The following is a 16,209-nucleotide window of genomic DNA, read 5'->3' as shown; positions in this document are numbered from 1 at the left end:
TGCAAACCCTACTCGGCCGCCATCGCCGCATTGCGGGCATTGATTTCGATCAGGCGATAAGCCCGTTCCAGGCTGGCGGGCTGTTCGCTGCGATAGCGCTGGCCGATTTCCATCATCAACACGGTATCGGGCAGGAACTGCAGTTCGGCAAAGATGTCTTCCCAGTCGATATCGCCCCAGCCCAGCGGCATGTGCAGATCGCCCAGGCCAAGCGCAGTGGCCTCCTGCGGGTGATAGGGCTGGTAGTGCGCAATCGGCAGGCCGAAGCTGTCATGCACGTGCAGATGGCCGGCAACCGGGGCCATGGCGCGCAGCTGCTCGCGGAAATCCAGGCCCCGATAGGTCGATTCGATATAGGCATGGGAGAAATCGATCAGCGCCACCACATTGGGGTGGTTGACCGCCTTGACCGTGGCGGCGACTTCGGCCGGGGTCTGGCGATACTGGCCGGGCTCGGTGGTGAAGATGTTTTCCAGCGCGATGCCGACGCCATAGGGGCGGGCAAATTCGGCCAGCTCGGTCAGCGCTTCACGCTCGACCATATCGGCATGGGCGCGGTCCTTGATTTCAGCGGCGCGGATATTGCCGCCATGCTGCACCAGGATGCGGGAATCAATGCGATCGCACAGTTCGACCAGCGCCTTGGCGGCCGCCACCTGATGGCGCACGGTGGCTGGGTCCATGAAGTTGGACGAGACCAGGCCGTGCACGGTGTAGCGGAAATCGAACTGGTCGGTCAGTGCGACCAATCGCGCGGCGCGCTCTTCGATGATGCGACCGCCCGAGATCAGATCCATTGTGGTCAGGGCGATCTCGACGGTATCGACGCCGATATCGGCGAGACGACGCAGGTCCAGTTCAAGGCTTTCCAGCTCTCCATCGAGCGAGCCGGAATTGAAGCCGGTGGCAACGATATTGCTCATGTTTGTCTCCCTAGGGTCAGGCTTTGATGGTCAGATCATTGGCAGGCGAACTGGAGCGGCGCGGATCGGCAATGCCGGTGTCGATGCGGCGACCGTCTTCGGCGGCAAACAGGTGCATGTCCTGTTCGGCAAAGGTGAAATGGAGCTGGCTGCCTGTCGGGATGGTGGCCGAACTGGTGTCCACGGCGATGATCTGATGGCCATTATTGCTGGCATAGATCAGCCGCGATGCGCCCAGTTCCTCGACATAATCAACGGTAGCAGCGATTGCTCCGGACGTGCCCGGTTGAGCGCGGCGCACCGCTTCGGGACGCACGCCCAGGCTCACCTTGCGGCCGGCCATGCGGCTGCCCAGATCGACCGGCAGGCGGCCATCCTTGCCATAGTTGAAGAACCCATGGGCATCGAACACGCCCTCGATCAGGTTCATCGCCGGCGAGCCGATGAAATCGGCGACGAAACGGCTAGCGGGGCGGTGATAGACTTCGGACGGGGTGCCGACCTGCTCGACCTTGCCGGCATTCATGATGATCAGCCGGTCGGCCAGGGTCATGGCTTCGGTCTGGTCATGGGTAACGAAGACCGAGGTGACGCCGAGATCGCGGTGCAGGCGGCGCACTTCGGAGCGCATCGCCACGCGCAGCTTGGCATCAAGGTTGGAGAATGGTTCGTCGAACAGGAACACCTTGGGTTCCCGCACCATGGCGCGGGCCATAGCAACGCGCTGGCGCTGGCCGCCGGACAATTGCCCCGGACGACGATCGAGGAAGGTTTCAAGGCCCACCGAGGTGGCCACGGCCAAAACCTTGGCGTCGCGCTGGACGCGCTTCATGCCGGCGACCTTAAGCGCGTAGCCGATATTGCCGGCCACGGTCATGTGCGGATACAGCGCGTAGTTCTGAAATACCATGGCGCAGCCGCGTTCGCGCGGCTCCAGGTCATTGACCACCTTGCCGCCGATCAGGATTTCGCCCTCGGAAATCTCTTCCAGACCCGCAATCATGCGCAGCAGCGTAGACTTGCCGCAACCCGATGGCCCGAGGATGACGACGAACTCACCCTGTTCGATGGTGACGTCAACGCCATGCACCACCAGCGATTTCTGGTAGCGCTTCTTGACCGATTTGAGGGTGATGGCTGACATAAACATTGGGCTCACTTGTCCGAGGAGATGAGGCCGCGCACGAACCAGCGCTGCATGAAGGCAACGACGAGGAGCGGTGGCAGCATGATGATGAGGGCGCCCGCCATGGTGACGTTCCAGTCCGGCGTGCCGTTCTGCGCCGGGATCAGCGCCTTGAGCTGCATCACCGCGGTGCCATAGTTCTTGCGGTCGGTGGTGATCAGCAGCGGCCACAGATACTGGTTCCAGGAATAGACGAACATGATGGTGGCTAGCGCCAGCATATTGGTGCGGCTCAGGGGGATCAGTACTTCAAAGAAAAACCGCATCGGCCCCGAGCCATCCATCTTGGAGGCTTCGACCAGCTCGTCGGGAATGGTCATGAAGAACTGGCGATAGAGGAACGTGCCGGTCGCCGTGGCGATCAGCGGCAGGATCATGCCGGGATAGGAATTGAGCAGGTTCCAGCTCATGGCAATCTGGATGCCGGTCAGCGACTGGATCAGGCCGGTAAGGCCGGTCATATCAAGCAGCGACTGGAATGGCCCCAGCGCATTGGCCGCCACCGAATAGGTCGGCACGATCCGCACTTCGAGCGGCAGCATCAGCGTCACGAAGATCAGCCAGAAGCTCAGCATCCGGCCCCGAAAGCTGAAGAACACGATGGCAAAGGCCGAGAGTGCCGCCAGTACGATCTTGCCGGTGGTAACGCCCAAAGCCACGATCAGCGAATTGACCAGCTTTGGCCCCAGGTCCGTGCGGGTCCAGGCGGCAGAAATGTTTTCAAACAGATGCCCGCTCGGCCACAGGCTGATCGGCACGCGCGAGACTTCCTGCAGCGATTGCGAGCCGGCGACGAACACCACCCAGAACGGGGCAATGACGACGACAAGGCCGATGGCCATGACGCAATAGGTAATGATATCGAAGGTACGGGAGCGTTCGATCATGGCCGGACCTCAGTTATAGTGAATCTTGCGTTCGACCCATCTGAACTGGATGAACGTCAGGACGATGACGATGAGCATGAGCACGATCGATTGGGCGGCGGCGCCCGAGTAATCGAGGCCTTTGAAACCATCGAAATAGATCTTGTAGACCATCACATTGGTGGCCCCGATCGGGCCGCCCTCGGTCATGGTGTCGATCAGCCCGAAGCTGTCGGTGAAGCTCGAGATAATGTTGATGATGAACAGGAAGAACGTCGTCGGCGCGATCAGCGGCAATTGCAGGTCGAGCATGCGGCGGAACGGGCGTGCCCCGTCCATGGCCCCGGCTTCGTTGAGCGAGCGCGGAATGCCTTGCAGCGCGGCGAGAAAGAACACGAAATTGTAGCCGATGCCGAGCCAGGCGTGGCAGACGATGACCATGCCCAGGGCCTGAAAGCCATTGGTCGAGGGGTCCCAGATGCCAGGCCAGATCTGGTTGACCGCCCCGATCAGCCCGGCCTCGGGCGAAAACATGAAGCGGAAGGCGACGCCGGCGGCGGGGGCAGCAATGGCATAGGGCCAGATGAAAATGCCCTGAAACAGCTTGGTGCCCTTGAGCGCCCGGTCGGCGAACAGCGCCAGGGTCAGCGCGGCAGCCATGGACAGCGCGGTGGCGGTTATCGCATAAAACGCGCTGCGGATCACCGTGGACCAGTAGCGGTTGTCCTGGAACACCGAGATGAAATTGTCCCAGCCAGCCCAGCTATTGCCGCCGCCCCAGGGTTGTTCCAGCGTGAACGCCCAATACAGCGCCTGCGTCGTCGGCCAGTAGAAAAAGACCAGGATCAACAGCAATTGCGGGGCCAGCAGCAGCCAGGGCAGGCTGGTCTTGCGGTAAAAGGCGCGGCGTTCCATTGGCGGTTGTCCTTGGGCGTCTTCAGAAATTTTGCTGCCGAGATCAATCAGTCGACACCCTCCCCCTTGCGGGGAAGGAGTGATGAGCCACCTTGCCAAGGTCCGGTGGACCTTGGCGGCGAAGAACGCCCGTAGCGCTACGCGCGAAGGGCTGTGGGAGGGGGTGGGAAAGCCCATATATCCGGGCTCTCGCACCCCCTCCCAACCTCCCCCGTCAAGGGGGAGGTGCCGCCGGGCAGGCGGGGCCAGTTCAGTCGCAGATCAAGGCAGAGCGACGCCCTGGTAGGTCTTTTCGAACTTGCGCAGCACGGCATTGCCATGTTCGACAGCGGTATCGAGAGCCTGCTGAACCGGTACGTTGTCGAACAGCACGGAAGCGATGGCGTCGCCAACTTCCTTGCGGATCTGCACGTAGTTGCCCAGGCGAATGCCGCGGGTGTTTTCGGTCGGCGGGGTGAAGGTCAGGCTCTGGATCGCCAGTTCACGGCCCTTGTAGGGGGCTGCGTCGTAGAAGCCCTTGGCCTTCATGGCTTCAAAGCCGGTATTGGTGACTGGGATGTAGCCGGTCACGGTCGACCACCATTCGGCCTGTTTTGGCGTAGCGAGGAAGGCAAAGAACGCAGCGGCGCCCTTGTATTCTTCGGCAGTCTTGCCCTTGAGGGTCCACAGCGAAGCGCCACCGACGAGCGAATTCTTGCGCTCGGTGCCAGCCCAGACGGGCAGCATGGCAACTTGCCAATGCACGGTGGGGTCGGCCAGCTTGGAGAAGGTGCCGTGATCGGCAACCGAGGACGAGGTGATCTGGCAGTGGCCATGTTCGAAGGCGTCATTGGCGGTTTCGCCAGAAGCCTTGGATTTGTTCACGAACAGGCCGGCGTCATACATCTTCTTGATCCAGGTCAGCTGATCGACGAACTTGCCCTTGTTGAAGACGAGTTCCGCATCGAGGCCGCCAAAACCATTGCCTTCGGTGGCGATGGGCTGGTTGTGGATAGCCGAGAACTGCTCGAACCACTGCCAGACGCCGCCGGTCGGATCGAAGGCGACCGGGCAATCATAGCCGGCGGCCTTCATCTTGGTCGCAACGTCTTCGACTTCTTCCCAGGTCTGGGGCACGCCGGTAAAGCCAACCTTGGCCAGTGCGTCGGTGTTGTAATAGATCATTGCCGTCGAGGAGTTGAACGGCATCGACAGCAGTTCACCCTTGGAGGTGGAGAAATAGCTGGCGATACCGGAGAAATAATTGGTCCAGTCGATATCGTAGCCGTTTTCCTTCATCAGCTGGCCGACGGGCATGTAGGCGCCCGACAGCATCAGGTCGAGCGTGCCGGCATCGTGGATCTGGGCGATGGTGGGCTGCTTGTTGGCGCGGTACGCGGCAATGGTGTTTTGCAGGTTGGTGTCGTAATCGTCCTGGCTGGTGCAGACGATTTCGTAATCAGCCTGCGACTTGTTGAAGTCGCCGCACATTTCCTGAACGCGCTCGCTGAGGTCGCCAGACAGGCCGTACCAGAATTCGAACTTGGTGGGCGCGGCCAAAGCCGGCGCGCTGGCCAGCGCCACAGCGCCTGCCGAGATTGCTGCGGTTAGCAGCCAATTGCGTGTCATCGAGGTCTCTCCGAATAGGGTGCCGATCGCTTTCGTGCGGCGCAGTCCTATCGGGGGTCAGTGACGCTCAGATTTCAGAGCGATGAATGCGGCGTGACAGTTCAATGATGATCGCGTGTCAGTGGCTGCAGCAGCCGGTGCCGAAAATGTCGGCCTCCGGGGCCTCCTGTTACCATGACTCAATGCCCGCAATCTTGGGCCTAGTGCATCATGGGCCAACCCACCGCAATCACCCTCCCCCTTGCGGGGAGGGAAGGGAGGGGGTCGCTTCCGCTCCCACTGGCCTCGCTTATTCGCTCACTGAACCGCGTTCGCTCAGCGCAAAATTCTGCAAGGCCTGGCTCTTTTCCACGTCCTGATCGGCGGTGTGGATCAGGGACGAGAACGCTGCCCGGATGATGTCCTTCTTGGACGCCTTGGGATGCAGCTTTTTGGCCTGCCGCAGCATTTCCTTGGGCGAGACATTGGGGGTAGCCAGCTTGAGCAGCGTGGTTTCGAGCGTATCTTTTTTGTCTGAATTGGGCATGTCGACTCCGTGTTTGGCATACGAAAGTCACAGGCCACTGTCATAATCTAGTCATTTAAACGCTAGTGCATCCGCTGCCCGATCAGCCGCGTGCGCAGGGCATTGGACAGATTGTCGAAAATGAACACCACCGCCAGCATCAGCAGCACCATGTAAAACACATTGCTCCAGTTGGAATTGGTGCGCATCGCCTCCCACAGCTTGAGCCCGATGCCGCCGGCTCCGACCGCGCCGATAATGCTGGCCGAGCGGGTGTTGGATTCCCATTGATAGAGCGTCTGGCTGACCATGACCGGCAGCACCTGCGGCACCACGCCATAGCGCTGCACCAGCATCGGACTGGCGCCGGTCGACTGAATACCCTCGCGCTGCTTGTCGTCGATATTTTCCAGCCCTTCGGCATAGAGCTTGCCCAAAGTGCCGGTTTCGGTGAAGGCAATCGCGCCGATGCCAGCCAGCGGGCCAGGCCCGAAGGCGCGGGTGAAAAACAGCGCCCAGATCAGCATGTCGACCGAGCGCAGGAAATCGAACAACCGCTTGAAGCCCTGATTGAGCGCGCCATTGGCCGTGATGTTGCGCGCCGCAAGGAAGGCCAGCGGAAACGCCACCATCGCCCCGATCAGGGTGCCGGCAAAGGCCATGACAATGGTCTGCAGCAGCTTGATCAGCACGTCGCCATGCTGCCACTGCGCATTGTTCCAGAAATTATCGAAGGCCAAAGCCAGGTTGGAGGTGCCCGGCACCAGATCTGGACCCGAGACCAGCAGTGCGGTCACTTCTCCGACGGATTTACCGAAGAACGGCGAATTGGGATCGAAGATGAAATTGGGCCAGCCCAGCGTGCGCTTGCGGAACTTCACCCGATCATGATTGACGCGGATATCGCCGGAAAAACCGAAATCGGCGATCACCTGGCCGGACTTGAGGGTCACCCAATCCGGCACCGGTTGGGTGACGAACACTGCATCGGTGCCGCTCAGATCGACCACCACGCTATCGCTACCGTGACGGATGGTTGCCTGCGTCGCGGTAAAGGTCACCGAGTGATCGGCACCGGACAGTTCGAGCGTGGTCGAGCCATCGGCGCCGGTCTTGATCCATTCGGGACGGGGATTATTGCCCAGCACCGAAAAGCGCGGGAATTTTGCTACCGGCGGGCTCTGGTCGAGGCGGAATTCGGCCGACACGTCATAAGCGATCCACTGCTGGGTATAATCGCCCAACCGATCCCACTTGGCCGCACCCAACACCGTGGGCAGGCCGAAAAACCACACCGCATAAACCAGATAGACCGCGACCGCGATCACCCCGATCAATGGAGCAAAGCGTTTGACCGGGGATTGGTGGAACACGGCGGGAAAGCGCTGTTCCAGGCTCACGCTCATATCGGTCATGGGGTCACCCGTGTACGAGGAAGGCGGCGTCGCCGATCAGGCGCCGGCGGATATGGGCCGAAATCTGGTCAACGATGATGATGGTGGTCAGCAGCAGCGCGATCAGCGCCACGGTCTTGGCGCCAAAGCCGCGCGAGATCGAGAGCTTGAGCTCTTCGCCGATGCCGCCGCCGCCCACTGCGCCGATAATGGTAGAGGCGCGCACGTTGATTTCGAGCCGCAGCATGGCATAGCTGACGAAATTGGGCAGCACCTGCGGCAGCGCACCGAACCGCACCCGCTCGATCCAGTTGCCGCCGACGGCGCGAATGCCCTCATCGGGCTTCATGTCGATATTTTCGATGACTTCGAAATACAGCTTTCCCAGCGCCCCGATGGTGTGCAGCCCCACTGCGACCATGGCCGCGACCGGCCCGATCGACAGCACCGCGGCAAACAGCCCGGCAATGACGATTTCGGGGAAAGCCCGCAGGATTTCCATGGTGCGGCGGACGAAAAACCGCACTGGCGCATAGGGCATCAGGTTGCGGGCGGCAAAAAAGCACAGCGCCAGCCCGCCGGTGAAGCCGATGATGGTGGAGACCAGCGCCACATTGATGGTGATCAGCATCAGGTAAAAATATTCGGGGATGTAGAAGCCGCCGCCGATCTCCACCTTGCCGACCGGGAAGTTGAATTCCTGGGTGCCGTTATCGGCGGGCGAGGGCAGATCGAGCAGCGCGCGCCAGACGTCGTTCCAGTCGTGCGGAATGAGCCAGCTCAAAAAATCAAACAGATGCGGCAGCCGGTCCCAGAAGTGGCCGGCATTGCTTTCGTCGGCAAACCATAGCGACGCCACCAGCGCCAGCGCCAGCCCGCCAAAGCCCAGGATGGAATACAGCCGCCGCTGCCCGGCCAATTGCCGCCAGGCGAGATCGACAGTGCGCACGGCTTCGGACGGTTCAGTGGCTAGGGTCATCGGCAATCCTGAATAGACTTGGGGCGGGGCAGGCCGGTTTTTTCAGCGGCCTTCGACGTTGCTCGATCCAGCCCACCCACCGGACGGCACCTCCCCCTTGATGGGGGAGGCTGGGAGGGGGTGTGCGGGGCCCCTATATCCGGGCTTACCCACCCCCACCCTTGATCCCTCCCCACAGGGGGAGGGTGTCGACTGAACAATCGCGGTCCAGCAGGCTATCGATCAGAGATCAGCCGCCGATCGCAGCCTTACGGGCTTCGATGATGGCGTTGTAGAATTCTGGCTTTACCGGGACGTAGTCGGTGAAATCGCCGCCTTCGACAGCCGAGAAGCATGCTGCGTCCTTGGTGGGCAGGGCGGTGTAGAAATCGGTGAGCTTCTTGATCCATTCATCGCCGAGAGCGGTACGCACCACCACTGGGCCGTTCGGGATCAGCGGCGAGCGCCACACTTCGACCAGATCTGCGGGATCGACAGCGCCCTTGGCAACCAGCTTGTGGAAGGTACCCGAAGTGAAGCCGTCAGCGAAATCGCCGATACCCGACGAATCGTCCACCGATACGTCCGACTTGCCGTCGATCACGGCGAGCAGGTTGTTTTCGTGGCCGCCGTTGAAATCAGCCGAGGCGAAGAACTTGTCGTTTGGCATGCCGGTGGTGGTTGGGATCTGGGTCAGCGGGATCAGGTAGCCCGAGGTCGAATCCGGGTCTGCATAGCCCAGCTTCTTGCCCTTGGCGGACATGATATCGGTGATGCCGGAAGACTTGAGCGCCAGGCCGATCGAGTAGTAACCGGTCGAGCCATCGGTCTGCTTGGTGGTCAGGATCGGGGTGACAACCTTGGGGTCCTTGATAAACACCTTGGCATAGCCGGAAGCGCCCAGTTCGGCGACGTCCAGAGTACCGCCCAGCAGGCCCTGGATCACGCCGTCATAGTCAGCAGCGGGGAACAGCGACACCTTGTCGAAGCCGAGATCGGCCTTGAGGTGGTCGGCCAGGCAAGAGTAGTTGCGCAGGCGGTCGGCTTCGTTTTCGCCGCCGAGGATGCCGATGCGCAGTTCCTTGATGTCCTGGGCATAGGTGGCGACCGAGCCGGCGCCGAGAGCGACGAGGGCAACGGTGGTGAGCAGAATGGTCTTGAGCATGCGAGGGTCTCCTGATTGCATGTCATCGTGACAATTCGGGCAGCCGAGCGGCCGCCGAATGGGGGAAAGGCCGGAGCAGCGGTCAGACCGCGCCCTCAAGGGCCGGAACGCGGGCGCGCTGGCCCGGCATGGATGTGGAGGTGATGGCTTCGGAAAAGGCTTCCTTCATGCCGTCGGCGCCGTAGATTTCGCGGGCGGCAGCTTCGGTGAGCTGTTCGGGGCGGCCGTCGAACACCACCCTGCCGGCGGCCATGCCAATGATGCGGCTGCAATAGGCGCGGGCGGTATCGAGCGTGTGCAGGTTGGTGATCACCGTCAGGCCCTGCTGGCGATTGATATCGCGCAGGCTATCCATGACGATCTGGGCATTGCGCGGATCGAGCGAAGCGATCGGCTCGTCGGCCAGCACCAGCTTGGGGCCTTGCATCAAGGCGCGGGCGATGGCCACGCGCTGCTGTTGCCCACCCGACAAGGTGCCGGCGCGCTGCAGCGCGGTCTGGGCGATATCGAGCCGGTCCAGCGCCAGCAGCGCATCGCGCCGTTCGGCGTGGGAAAACATGTTGAGCACGCTCGACAGCGTGGAGCGGCCATTGAGGCGCCCGAGCAGCACATTGGTCAAAACATCAAGGCGCGGCACCAGATTGAACTGCTGGAAGATCATGGCGCAATCGCGCTGCCAGCTGCGCAGCGCCTGGCCCTTGACCGCCGAAACGCGCACGCCGCCATATTCGATAAAGCCGTCCGACACATCTGCCAGCCGGTTGATCATGCGCAACAGCGTCGATTTACCGGCGCCGGAGCGACCGATAATGCCAACCATCTGCCCGTCTGGAATTTCCAGATCGATATTTTCGACGGCGGTCTTGGAGCCGAACCGTCGTGAGACCCTGGAAATCTTGAGCATACGTATTCTCCGGTCATGCAACCGAGCGGAATGCCTATGTCCTGCGCATAAACCTGCAATGTCAGTTCGGTGACGGATTGGTGACGATGGGGGGCGGACGGTCCACGCACCAGACCATCAGTCCTCACCCTCGCCCCTTGCGGGAGAGGGACAGACTTTTCGCGTTCAGCGAAAAGTCAGGGTGAGGGGTTGCTTCCGCAAATATCGCGTTAAGCAAGAGACCCCTCATCCGCCCTTCGGGCACCTTCTCCCGCAAGGGGAGAAGGAAACAGGTAGTTTTGTCGGGTCTGGGAGCCTACCCCTCGTATTTCTCCAGAAACGCCTCGATCGGCAGCGTCCGGAAGTCCTTGAGCCCAGCGTGAAGCCGCTCATGGCTCCAGTCCCACCACGCCAGCGCATCCACCCGCGCGGCGACAACGTCGGAAAACCGCTGCTTGATGGTGCGGGCCGGCACGCCAACGGCGATGGCAAAGTCCGCCACGTCCCTGGTCACCACCGCATTGGAGCCAATAACCGCCCCATTGCCGATCCGCACCCCGGGCATTACCACCGCACCATGGCCGATCCAGGTATCGTGGCCGATATGGATGCGCTGTTCGGCGCGCCAGTCGAAGAACTCGGCATTGTCCACCTCGCCCTCGAAATACCACGACGAGCGATAGGTGAAATGATGCAGCGACGCATGCTGCATCGGGTGCATCGAGGCGTAAATCCGCACATGCGCCGCGATATTGGCAAACTTGCCGATCGTCGCATAGGCGATCTGGGTGTTTTCGACGCAGTACGAATAGTCCCCCAGCGTGGAATTGGCGATGTGACAGCCGGCGCCGACTTCGGTGTAGCGGCCCAAAGTGGCGTTTTTCACCTCGGCCGTCGGGTGGACGAACGGGGCTTCGGACAGCCGGGTCATGCCGCGATCCTGGGGGCAAAGCCGGTGACGTCAACAATCCGGTCGGCGACCTGGCTGCGCACATCCTCGTCGTGGAAAATGCCGAGCAGCGCCGTCCCCGCCGCCTTCTTCTGCGCGATCATCTCGACCACCACGGCGCGGTTGGTGGCGTCGAGCGAGGCTGTCGGCTCATCGAGCAGCAGCACCGTGTGATCGGTGATGAAGCCGCGTGCGATATTGACCCGCTGCTGTTCGCCGCCTGAAAACGTCGCCGGCGGCAGCGACCACAGCCGTTCCGGCAGGTTGAGCCGAGCCAGCAACGCCTTGGCGCGCTCCTGCGCCTCGGCCTTGTTGACGCCGCGAATGACCAGCGGTTCGGCCACCACGTCGAGCGCCGAAACCCGCGGCACGGTGCGCAGGAACTGGCTGACATAGGCGATGGTATCGCGCCGCAAGGTCAAGACCTCGCGCGGATCAGCCGTTGCCAGATCGACCTGTTCGCCGCCATGGGCCAACAGGATCTGCCCTGCATCGACGCCGTAATTGCCATAGACCATCTTGAGGATCGAGCTTTTGCCCGCCCCGGATGGCCCGCCCAGCACGACGCATTCGCTAGCCTCGACGGCAAAATTGACGTCATGCACCACCGGCAGCACCACGCCATCGCGCAGATGCATGGTGAAGGTTTTCGACACGGCCTGGACGAGGAGAGGGGTCATACGTGAACTCCGAGAAAGAGACCCCTCATCCGCCCCTGCGGGGCACCTTCTCCCTCAAGGGGAGAAGGGGGGCACTGTGGAAGGGCAACCACCGGACCTCCCCTCGCCCCTTGAGGGAGAGGGTGGATCGCGCGCAGCGCGAGACGGGTGAGGGGTTGGGATGCTCGTGCCATCCTCACACCTGCAAAATCGAGGACACGAGCAGCTGCGTATAAGGCTCGCGCGGATCGTCGAGCACCCGGTCGGTCAGTCCGGCCTCGATCACCCGCCCGTCCTTCATCACCATCATCCGATGGCTGAGCAGCCTTGCCACGGCCAGATCGTGGGTCACGATCACCGCCGCCAGCCCCAGTTCACCCACGAGGCCACGCAGCAGGTCGAGCAGCCGCGCCTGCACCGAAACGTCGAGACCGCCGGTCGGCTCATCCATGAACACCAGCCGTGGGCCGGTCACCAGATTGCGGGCAATCTGCAGGCGCTGGCGCATGCCGCCCGAGAATGAACGCGGTTGATCATCAATCCGGTCGGCGGCGATTTCGACACGCCCGAGCCAATCGAGCGCGGTCGAGCGGATGTGGCCATAGTGCCGGTCGCCCACTGCCATCAGCCGTTCACCGACATTGGCGCCGGCCGATACGGTCATCCGCAACCCGTCCGCCGGGTTCTGGTGGACAAAGCCCCAGTCCGTCCGCATCAGGAAGCGCCGCTCGGCTTCGCTCAACTCATAAAGATTGCGCCAGACAGCGTCGCGCATCCGGTATTCGGCCACGCCGGAGCTGGGCTCCAGATTGGTCGACAGGCAATTGAGCAGCGTGGTCTTGCCCGAGCCGCTTTCCCCGACAATGGCCAGCACTTCGCCGGGCCACAGCTTGAAGCTCACATCAACGCAGCCCATGCGGGTGCCATAGTATTTGGTCAGGTTCTCGACCTTGAGCAGGGGTTCGTCACTCATTCCGCCGCCTCCAGTGCTTCCCCGCTCAGCGCGCCACGGTGCCCATGGGCGCGGCGGTCTTCGCAATTGTCGGTGTCGGAGCAGACGAACATGTGCCCGCCATGGTCATCGAGGATGACCTCGTCGAGATACACCCCGGTCGCCGCGCAGAGCGCGCACGGCTCCTTGAATTCCTGGATTTGAAACGGATGATCCTCAAAATCGAGGCTTTTGACCTCGGTGTATGGTGGCACCGCATAGATGCGCATTTCGCGCCCGGCGCCGAACAGTTGCAGGGCTTTGGACATGTGCATCTTGGGATTGTCGAACTTGGGCGTCGGCGAGGGGTCCATGACGTAACGCCCCTCCACCTTGACCGGATAGGCATAAGTGGTGGCGATCTCGCCGTGCCGGGCGATATCTTCGTAGAGCTTGACATGCATCAGCCCGTATTCCTCGAGCGCGTGCATCTTGCGCGTCTCGGTTTCGCGCGGTTCGAGAAAGCGCAACGGTTCGGGAATCGGCACCTGATAGACCAGCACCTGCCCTGCCGCGAGCGGCTTTTCCGGGATGCGATGGCGGGTCTGGATGATCGTGGCCTCGCCGGTTTTTGTAGTGGTCGCCACATCGGCCACCTTGGCGAAGAACGCCCGGATCGACACCGCATTGGTGGTGTCGTCGGCGCCCTGGTCGATCACCTTGAGCACGTCGTCCGGCCCAATGATCGAGGCCGTGACCTGCACCCCGCCGGTGCCCCAGCCATAAGGCATCGGCATTTCGCGGCTGGCAAACGGCACCTGATAGCCCGGAATGGCAATGGCCTTGAGGATCGCCCGGCGGATCATCCGCTTGGTCTGCTCGTCGAGATAGGCAAAGTTGTAGCTGGGGATCAGGGTCATGCGACTGGCTCCATATGTGCGGAGGCAACCCCCTCCCTGGCCCTCCCCGCAAGGGGGAGGGTGACATCGCGTTTCTGGCAGAATGCCGCCACACCCACCGGGTTCACCCTCCCCTTGATGGGGAGGGCAAGGGAGGGGTGACGAGAGCCACGATCTTGCAGAGTACCCGTCACTCCGCCGCCTCCCGGACCGCGTCCTGCTCCGCCCGCATCCGGCGCACCAGATCCAGCTCAGCCTGGAAATCCACATAATGCGGCAACTTCAAATGCTCGACAAAGCCGGTGGACTGCACATTATCGAGGTGCGAAATCACAAACTCCTCGTCCTGCGCCGGCGCCACGATATCGTCGCCGAATTCGCGGGCCCGCAGCGCCCGGTCGCACAGCGACATCGACATCGCCTTGCGCTCCGATTGGCCGAACACCAGCCCGTAGCCACGGGTGAACTGCGGTGGCAGTTTTGCCGAGCCCTTGAACTGGTTGACCATCTGGCATTCGGTGACCTTGACCCGCCCGAGGCTGACGGCAAAACCAAGCTCTGGAATATCGAGTTCGACCTCGACTTCGCCGATGCGGATTTCCCCGACAAACGGATGCGAGCGGCCAAAGCCACGCTGGGTGGAATAGGCCAGCCCCAGCAGGAACCCCTCGTCTCCGCGCGCCAGGGCCTGCAGCCGCACATCGCGGCCCAGCGGAAATTGCATAGGTTCGCGCGTCAGGTCGCCAATATCCTGCGCCGATGCGTCACCATCTGGCTCGATCAGTCCCTCGGATGCTAGCAAAGTGGTAACGCGAGGGGCGGCGATGTTAGCGCTCTGTCGTGTGGTTGGAGCCGCAACATCGGCGCCTTCGGCCACTGCCGGGTCGAGCAGGCGATGGGTATAATCGAAGGTCGGGCCCAGCAATTGGCCACCTGGCAGGTCCTTGAAGGTTGCCGAAACCCGCCGTTCGATCAGCATGTTAGCCGTGTCGATCGGGTTGGAATAGCCAAAGCGCGGCAGCGTGGTGCGGAAGGCGCGGACCAGAAAGATCGCCTCGATCAGATCCCCGCGCGACTGGATGATCGCCAGCGCTGCCAGTTCCTTGTCATACAGCGAACCTTCGGCCATGCAGCGATCCACCGCCAGGCCAAGCTGTTGAACGATCTGCTCAATTCCCAGCGCCGGCACCGAACGGTCGCCCCGGCGCCGGTCGGCCAGCAGGGCATGGGCATTGGCAATGGCGGCCTCTCCGCCTTTGACGGCAACGTACATTACGCGTCCTTCCGTGAAATGCGGGTGGTCCGGGGCAGGCCGATCACCTGCCCGTCGGCAACCAGCAACAGGTCGATACCGCGCGGAAATTGGCCCGCATTGTCAGTCCATTGGGCCAGGAAATCCTCGGGCAGCCCGAGCGGTGCTATTGTGATCTGTCCATCCACGCCGGGTCCCCGGAGCGTCAACACAGCGCCCCCGGTCAATGATGGCAGCGCCAGCACCAGAGTGGTCGAGCGATCCGGATAGAGATCGCTGCCTTGGGCAAAGGCCGAAAAGGAGACGGCTGTGGCCGCATCGAGCAAAGCAAACTGCGCCAGTTCCGGGCGTTCAGTCAGCGGTGCGCCGCTGTGAAACCGCAACCAGCCGATAACGGCGTCGGTGGCGAGGTGAGGCGCCAGATACAATTGGGTGTCGTGATCGCACAGGGTCAGGGCCGCTGCGGCCAATTCGGCAGTCAGCGGGCTGGGCGGCAGCAGACCAGCATCGAACGCCTGCACGGTCCCGGGATTGGCCAGCGCGTTCATCAAAGCGCGAAAGGCGCCCTGCGACTGCATGACGGGATCGGCAAAGCCGCCATCGAGAACCAGTGTTTCCATCAATTGTCTCCCCGCACCATGGTGAAGAAGTCGACCTTGGTCGCGGCGGTTTCTTCGCGCTTTTTGAGGTCATGTGCGGTGGCAATCGTGCGCAGCGGCACCAGCAGTTGGGTCTCGACCCGCTGGGGATCGCGCTGGAACAGCGCATCGAATACGGCGATCAGCCGGGCCTTTTCCAGATCGCGGCCAAGGCAATAGCCATGGCCGATCTCGCCGGTTTCGAGCTTGATCGTGGCGCGGCTGACCGTTGCCTCGCCCAGATTGAACGGCGCCCCGCCGCCACCGGCGCGACCACGCATCATCACCAGCCCGGTTTCCGGGCCGCGCACCGCGCGAAACTCCGGCTTGTCGGCCCACTCGGCCCAGGCGGTGTTCAGCGCGCCCGATGGGGCCGCCGCCAGCGCGGTCAGCGCCAGCCGCCGTGGTTCGGTAGTGTCAGCAACCTGTGCAATCATCGCTTGCCTCAACTTGTCTAATAAAATAGACAACTTATATC

At 62.1% G+C, this 16,209-nt stretch carries 17 protein-coding genes; all 17 read right to left on the bottom strand.

Features of this window, described 5'->3' with window-relative positions:
* Window positions 1-8 precede the first annotated feature (8 nt).
* Complete coding sequence (locus tag ABIT12_RS08745) at window positions 9-923, bottom strand: TIM barrel protein (RefSeq protein ID WP_348042561.1); 915 nt, start codon at window positions 921-923, stop codon at window positions 9-11.
* 16 nt (window positions 924-939) lie between these two features.
* On the bottom strand, window positions 940-2,067 hold the full coding sequence (locus ABIT12_RS08740; RefSeq protein ID WP_348042560.1) for a sn-glycerol-3-phosphate ABC transporter ATP-binding protein UgpC: 1,128 nt from the start codon (window positions 2,065-2,067) through the stop codon (window positions 940-942).
* Between the two features lie 11 nt (window positions 2,068-2,078).
* Window positions 2,079-2,996: an ABC transporter permease subunit gene (locus tag ABIT12_RS08735; protein ID WP_348042559.1), complete on the bottom strand. Its 918-nt coding sequence runs from the start codon at window positions 2,994-2,996 to the stop codon at window positions 2,079-2,081.
* 9 nt (window positions 2,997-3,005) lie between these two features.
* Window positions 3,006-3,890 (bottom strand): ABC transporter permease subunit, encoded by an 885-nt coding sequence (locus tag ABIT12_RS08730; protein WP_348042558.1) that lies wholly within the window; start codon window positions 3,888-3,890, stop codon window positions 3,006-3,008.
* Window positions 3,891-4,151: 261 nt separating this feature from the next.
* Entirely contained in the window at window positions 4,152-5,498 is a 1,347-nt protein-coding gene (locus tag ABIT12_RS08725; RefSeq protein ID WP_348042557.1) for an extracellular solute-binding protein, read from the bottom strand.
* A 289-nt stretch (window positions 5,499-5,787) separates the two neighbouring features.
* The gene (locus ABIT12_RS08720) at window positions 5,788-6,024 is read right to left on the bottom strand and encodes a hypothetical protein (protein WP_348042556.1); all 237 of its coding nucleotides are present in this window, start codon (window positions 6,022-6,024) and stop codon (window positions 5,788-5,790) included.
* 62 nt (window positions 6,025-6,086) lie between these two features.
* Window positions 6,087-7,418, bottom strand: coding sequence for a phosphonate ABC transporter, permease protein PhnE (gene phnE, locus ABIT12_RS08715; protein ID WP_348042555.1), 1,332 nt, complete (start codon window positions 7,416-7,418; stop codon window positions 6,087-6,089).
* A 4-nt stretch (window positions 7,419-7,422) separates the two neighbouring features.
* On the bottom strand, window positions 7,423-8,376 hold the full coding sequence (gene phnE, locus ABIT12_RS08710; RefSeq protein WP_348042554.1) for a phosphonate ABC transporter, permease protein PhnE: 954 nt from the start codon (window positions 8,374-8,376) through the stop codon (window positions 7,423-7,425).
* Window positions 8,377-8,605: 229 nt separating this feature from the next.
* Entirely contained in the window at window positions 8,606-9,520 is a 915-nt protein-coding gene (phnD, locus tag ABIT12_RS08705; RefSeq protein WP_348042553.1) for a phosphonate ABC transporter substrate-binding protein, read from the bottom strand.
* A gap of 82 nt (window positions 9,521-9,602) precedes the next feature.
* Complete coding sequence (phnC, locus tag ABIT12_RS08700) at window positions 9,603-10,424, bottom strand: phosphonate ABC transporter ATP-binding protein (protein ID WP_348042552.1); 822 nt, start codon at window positions 10,422-10,424, stop codon at window positions 9,603-9,605.
* 295 nt (window positions 10,425-10,719) lie between these two features.
* Window positions 10,720-11,334, bottom strand: coding sequence for a DapH/DapD/GlmU-related protein (locus ABIT12_RS08695; RefSeq protein WP_348042551.1), 615 nt, complete (start codon window positions 11,332-11,334; stop codon window positions 10,720-10,722).
* Window positions 11,331-12,032: a phosphonate C-P lyase system protein PhnL gene (phnL, locus tag ABIT12_RS08690; RefSeq protein ID WP_348042550.1), complete on the bottom strand. Its 702-nt coding sequence runs from the start codon at window positions 12,030-12,032 to the stop codon at window positions 11,331-11,333. Before phnL ends, ABIT12_RS08695 begins: the two co-directional genes overlap by 4 nt.
* 175 nt (window positions 12,033-12,207) lie before the next feature.
* A complete protein-coding gene (phnK, locus tag ABIT12_RS08685) occupies window positions 12,208-12,984 on the bottom strand; it encodes a phosphonate C-P lyase system protein PhnK (RefSeq protein WP_348042549.1) in 777 nt (258 codons plus the stop codon).
* A complete protein-coding gene (locus ABIT12_RS08680; protein WP_348042548.1) occupies window positions 12,981-13,862 on the bottom strand; it encodes an alpha-D-ribose 1-methylphosphonate 5-phosphate C-P-lyase PhnJ in 882 nt (293 codons plus the stop codon). Before ABIT12_RS08680 ends, phnK begins: the two co-directional genes overlap by 4 nt.
* 169 nt (window positions 13,863-14,031) lie before the next feature.
* Window positions 14,032-15,114, bottom strand: a complete 1,083-nt coding sequence (locus ABIT12_RS08675; RefSeq protein ID WP_348042547.1) for a carbon-phosphorus lyase complex subunit PhnI — start codon at window positions 15,112-15,114, stop codon at window positions 14,032-14,034.
* Entirely contained in the window at window positions 15,114-15,713 is a 600-nt protein-coding gene (gene phnH, locus ABIT12_RS08670) for a phosphonate C-P lyase system protein PhnH (RefSeq protein WP_348042546.1), read from the bottom strand. Before phnH ends, ABIT12_RS08675 begins: the two co-directional genes overlap by 1 nt.
* Window positions 15,713-16,168, bottom strand: a complete 456-nt coding sequence (gene phnG, locus ABIT12_RS08665; RefSeq protein WP_348042545.1) for a phosphonate C-P lyase system protein PhnG — start codon at window positions 16,166-16,168, stop codon at window positions 15,713-15,715. The genes phnH and phnG overlap by 1 nt, the downstream gene beginning before the upstream one ends.
* Window positions 16,169-16,209 lie beyond the last annotated feature (41 nt).

Origin of the sequence: Devosia sp., assembly GCF_039927955.1 — a bacterium.
Taxonomy (GTDB): domain Bacteria; phylum Pseudomonadota; class Alphaproteobacteria; order Rhizobiales; family Devosiaceae; genus Devosia.
Note: the sequence above shows the minus strand (reverse complement) of the source record. Positions and strands in the feature narration are given on the sequence as shown.

What these genes read in the sequence shown, in the direction of transcription:
- ABIT12_RS08730 (WP_348042558.1), bottom strand. Translation starts at nt 3,890, where the DNA reads ATGGAACGCCGCGCCTTTTACCGCAAGACCAGCCTGCCCTGGCTGCTG.
- ABIT12_RS08740 (WP_348042560.1), bottom strand. Translation starts at nt 2,067, where the DNA reads ATGTCAGCCATCACCCTCAAATCGGTCAAGAAGCGCTACCAGAAATCG.
- phnL (WP_348042550.1), bottom strand. Translation starts at nt 12,032, where the DNA reads ATGACCCCTCTCCTCGTCCAGGCCGTGTCGAAAACCTTCACCATGCAT.
- ABIT12_RS08745 (WP_348042561.1), bottom strand. Translation starts at nt 923, where the DNA reads ATGAGCAATATCGTTGCCACCGGCTTCAATTCCGGCTCGCTCGATGGA.
- ABIT12_RS08695 (WP_348042551.1), bottom strand. Translation starts at nt 11,334, where the DNA reads ATGACCCGGCTGTCCGAAGCCCCGTTCGTCCACCCGACGGCCGAGGTG.
- ABIT12_RS08735 (WP_348042559.1), bottom strand. Translation starts at nt 2,996, where the DNA reads ATGATCGAACGCTCCCGTACCTTCGATATCATTACCTATTGCGTCATG.
- ABIT12_RS08725 (WP_348042557.1), bottom strand. Translation starts at nt 5,498, where the DNA reads ATGACACGCAATTGGCTGCTAACCGCAGCAATCTCGGCAGGCGCTGTG.
- phnE (WP_348042555.1), bottom strand. Translation starts at nt 7,418, where the DNA reads ATGACCGATATGAGCGTGAGCCTGGAACAGCGCTTTCCCGCCGTGTTC.
- phnG (WP_348042545.1), bottom strand. Translation starts at nt 16,168, where the DNA reads ATGATTGCACAGGTTGCTGACACTACCGAACCACGGCGGCTGGCGCTG.
- phnC (WP_348042552.1), bottom strand. Translation starts at nt 10,424, where the DNA reads ATGCTCAAGATTTCCAGGGTCTCACGACGGTTCGGCTCCAAGACCGCC.
- ABIT12_RS08675 (WP_348042547.1), bottom strand. Translation starts at nt 15,114, where the DNA reads ATGTACGTTGCCGTCAAAGGCGGAGAGGCCGCCATTGCCAATGCCCAT.
- phnK (WP_348042549.1), bottom strand. Translation starts at nt 12,984, where the DNA reads ATGAGTGACGAACCCCTGCTCAAGGTCGAGAACCTGACCAAATACTAT.
- phnH (WP_348042546.1), bottom strand. Translation starts at nt 15,713, where the DNA reads ATGGAAACACTGGTTCTCGATGGCGGCTTTGCCGATCCCGTCATGCAG.
- phnD (WP_348042553.1), bottom strand. Translation starts at nt 9,520, where the DNA reads ATGCTCAAGACCATTCTGCTCACCACCGTTGCCCTCGTCGCTCTCGGC.
- ABIT12_RS08720 (WP_348042556.1), bottom strand. Translation starts at nt 6,024, where the DNA reads ATGCCCAATTCAGACAAAAAAGATACGCTCGAAACCACGCTGCTCAAG.
- phnE (WP_348042554.1), bottom strand. Translation starts at nt 8,376, where the DNA reads ATGACCCTAGCCACTGAACCGTCCGAAGCCGTGCGCACTGTCGATCTC.
- ABIT12_RS08680 (WP_348042548.1), bottom strand. Translation starts at nt 13,862, where the DNA reads ATGACCCTGATCCCCAGCTACAACTTTGCCTATCTCGACGAGCAGACC.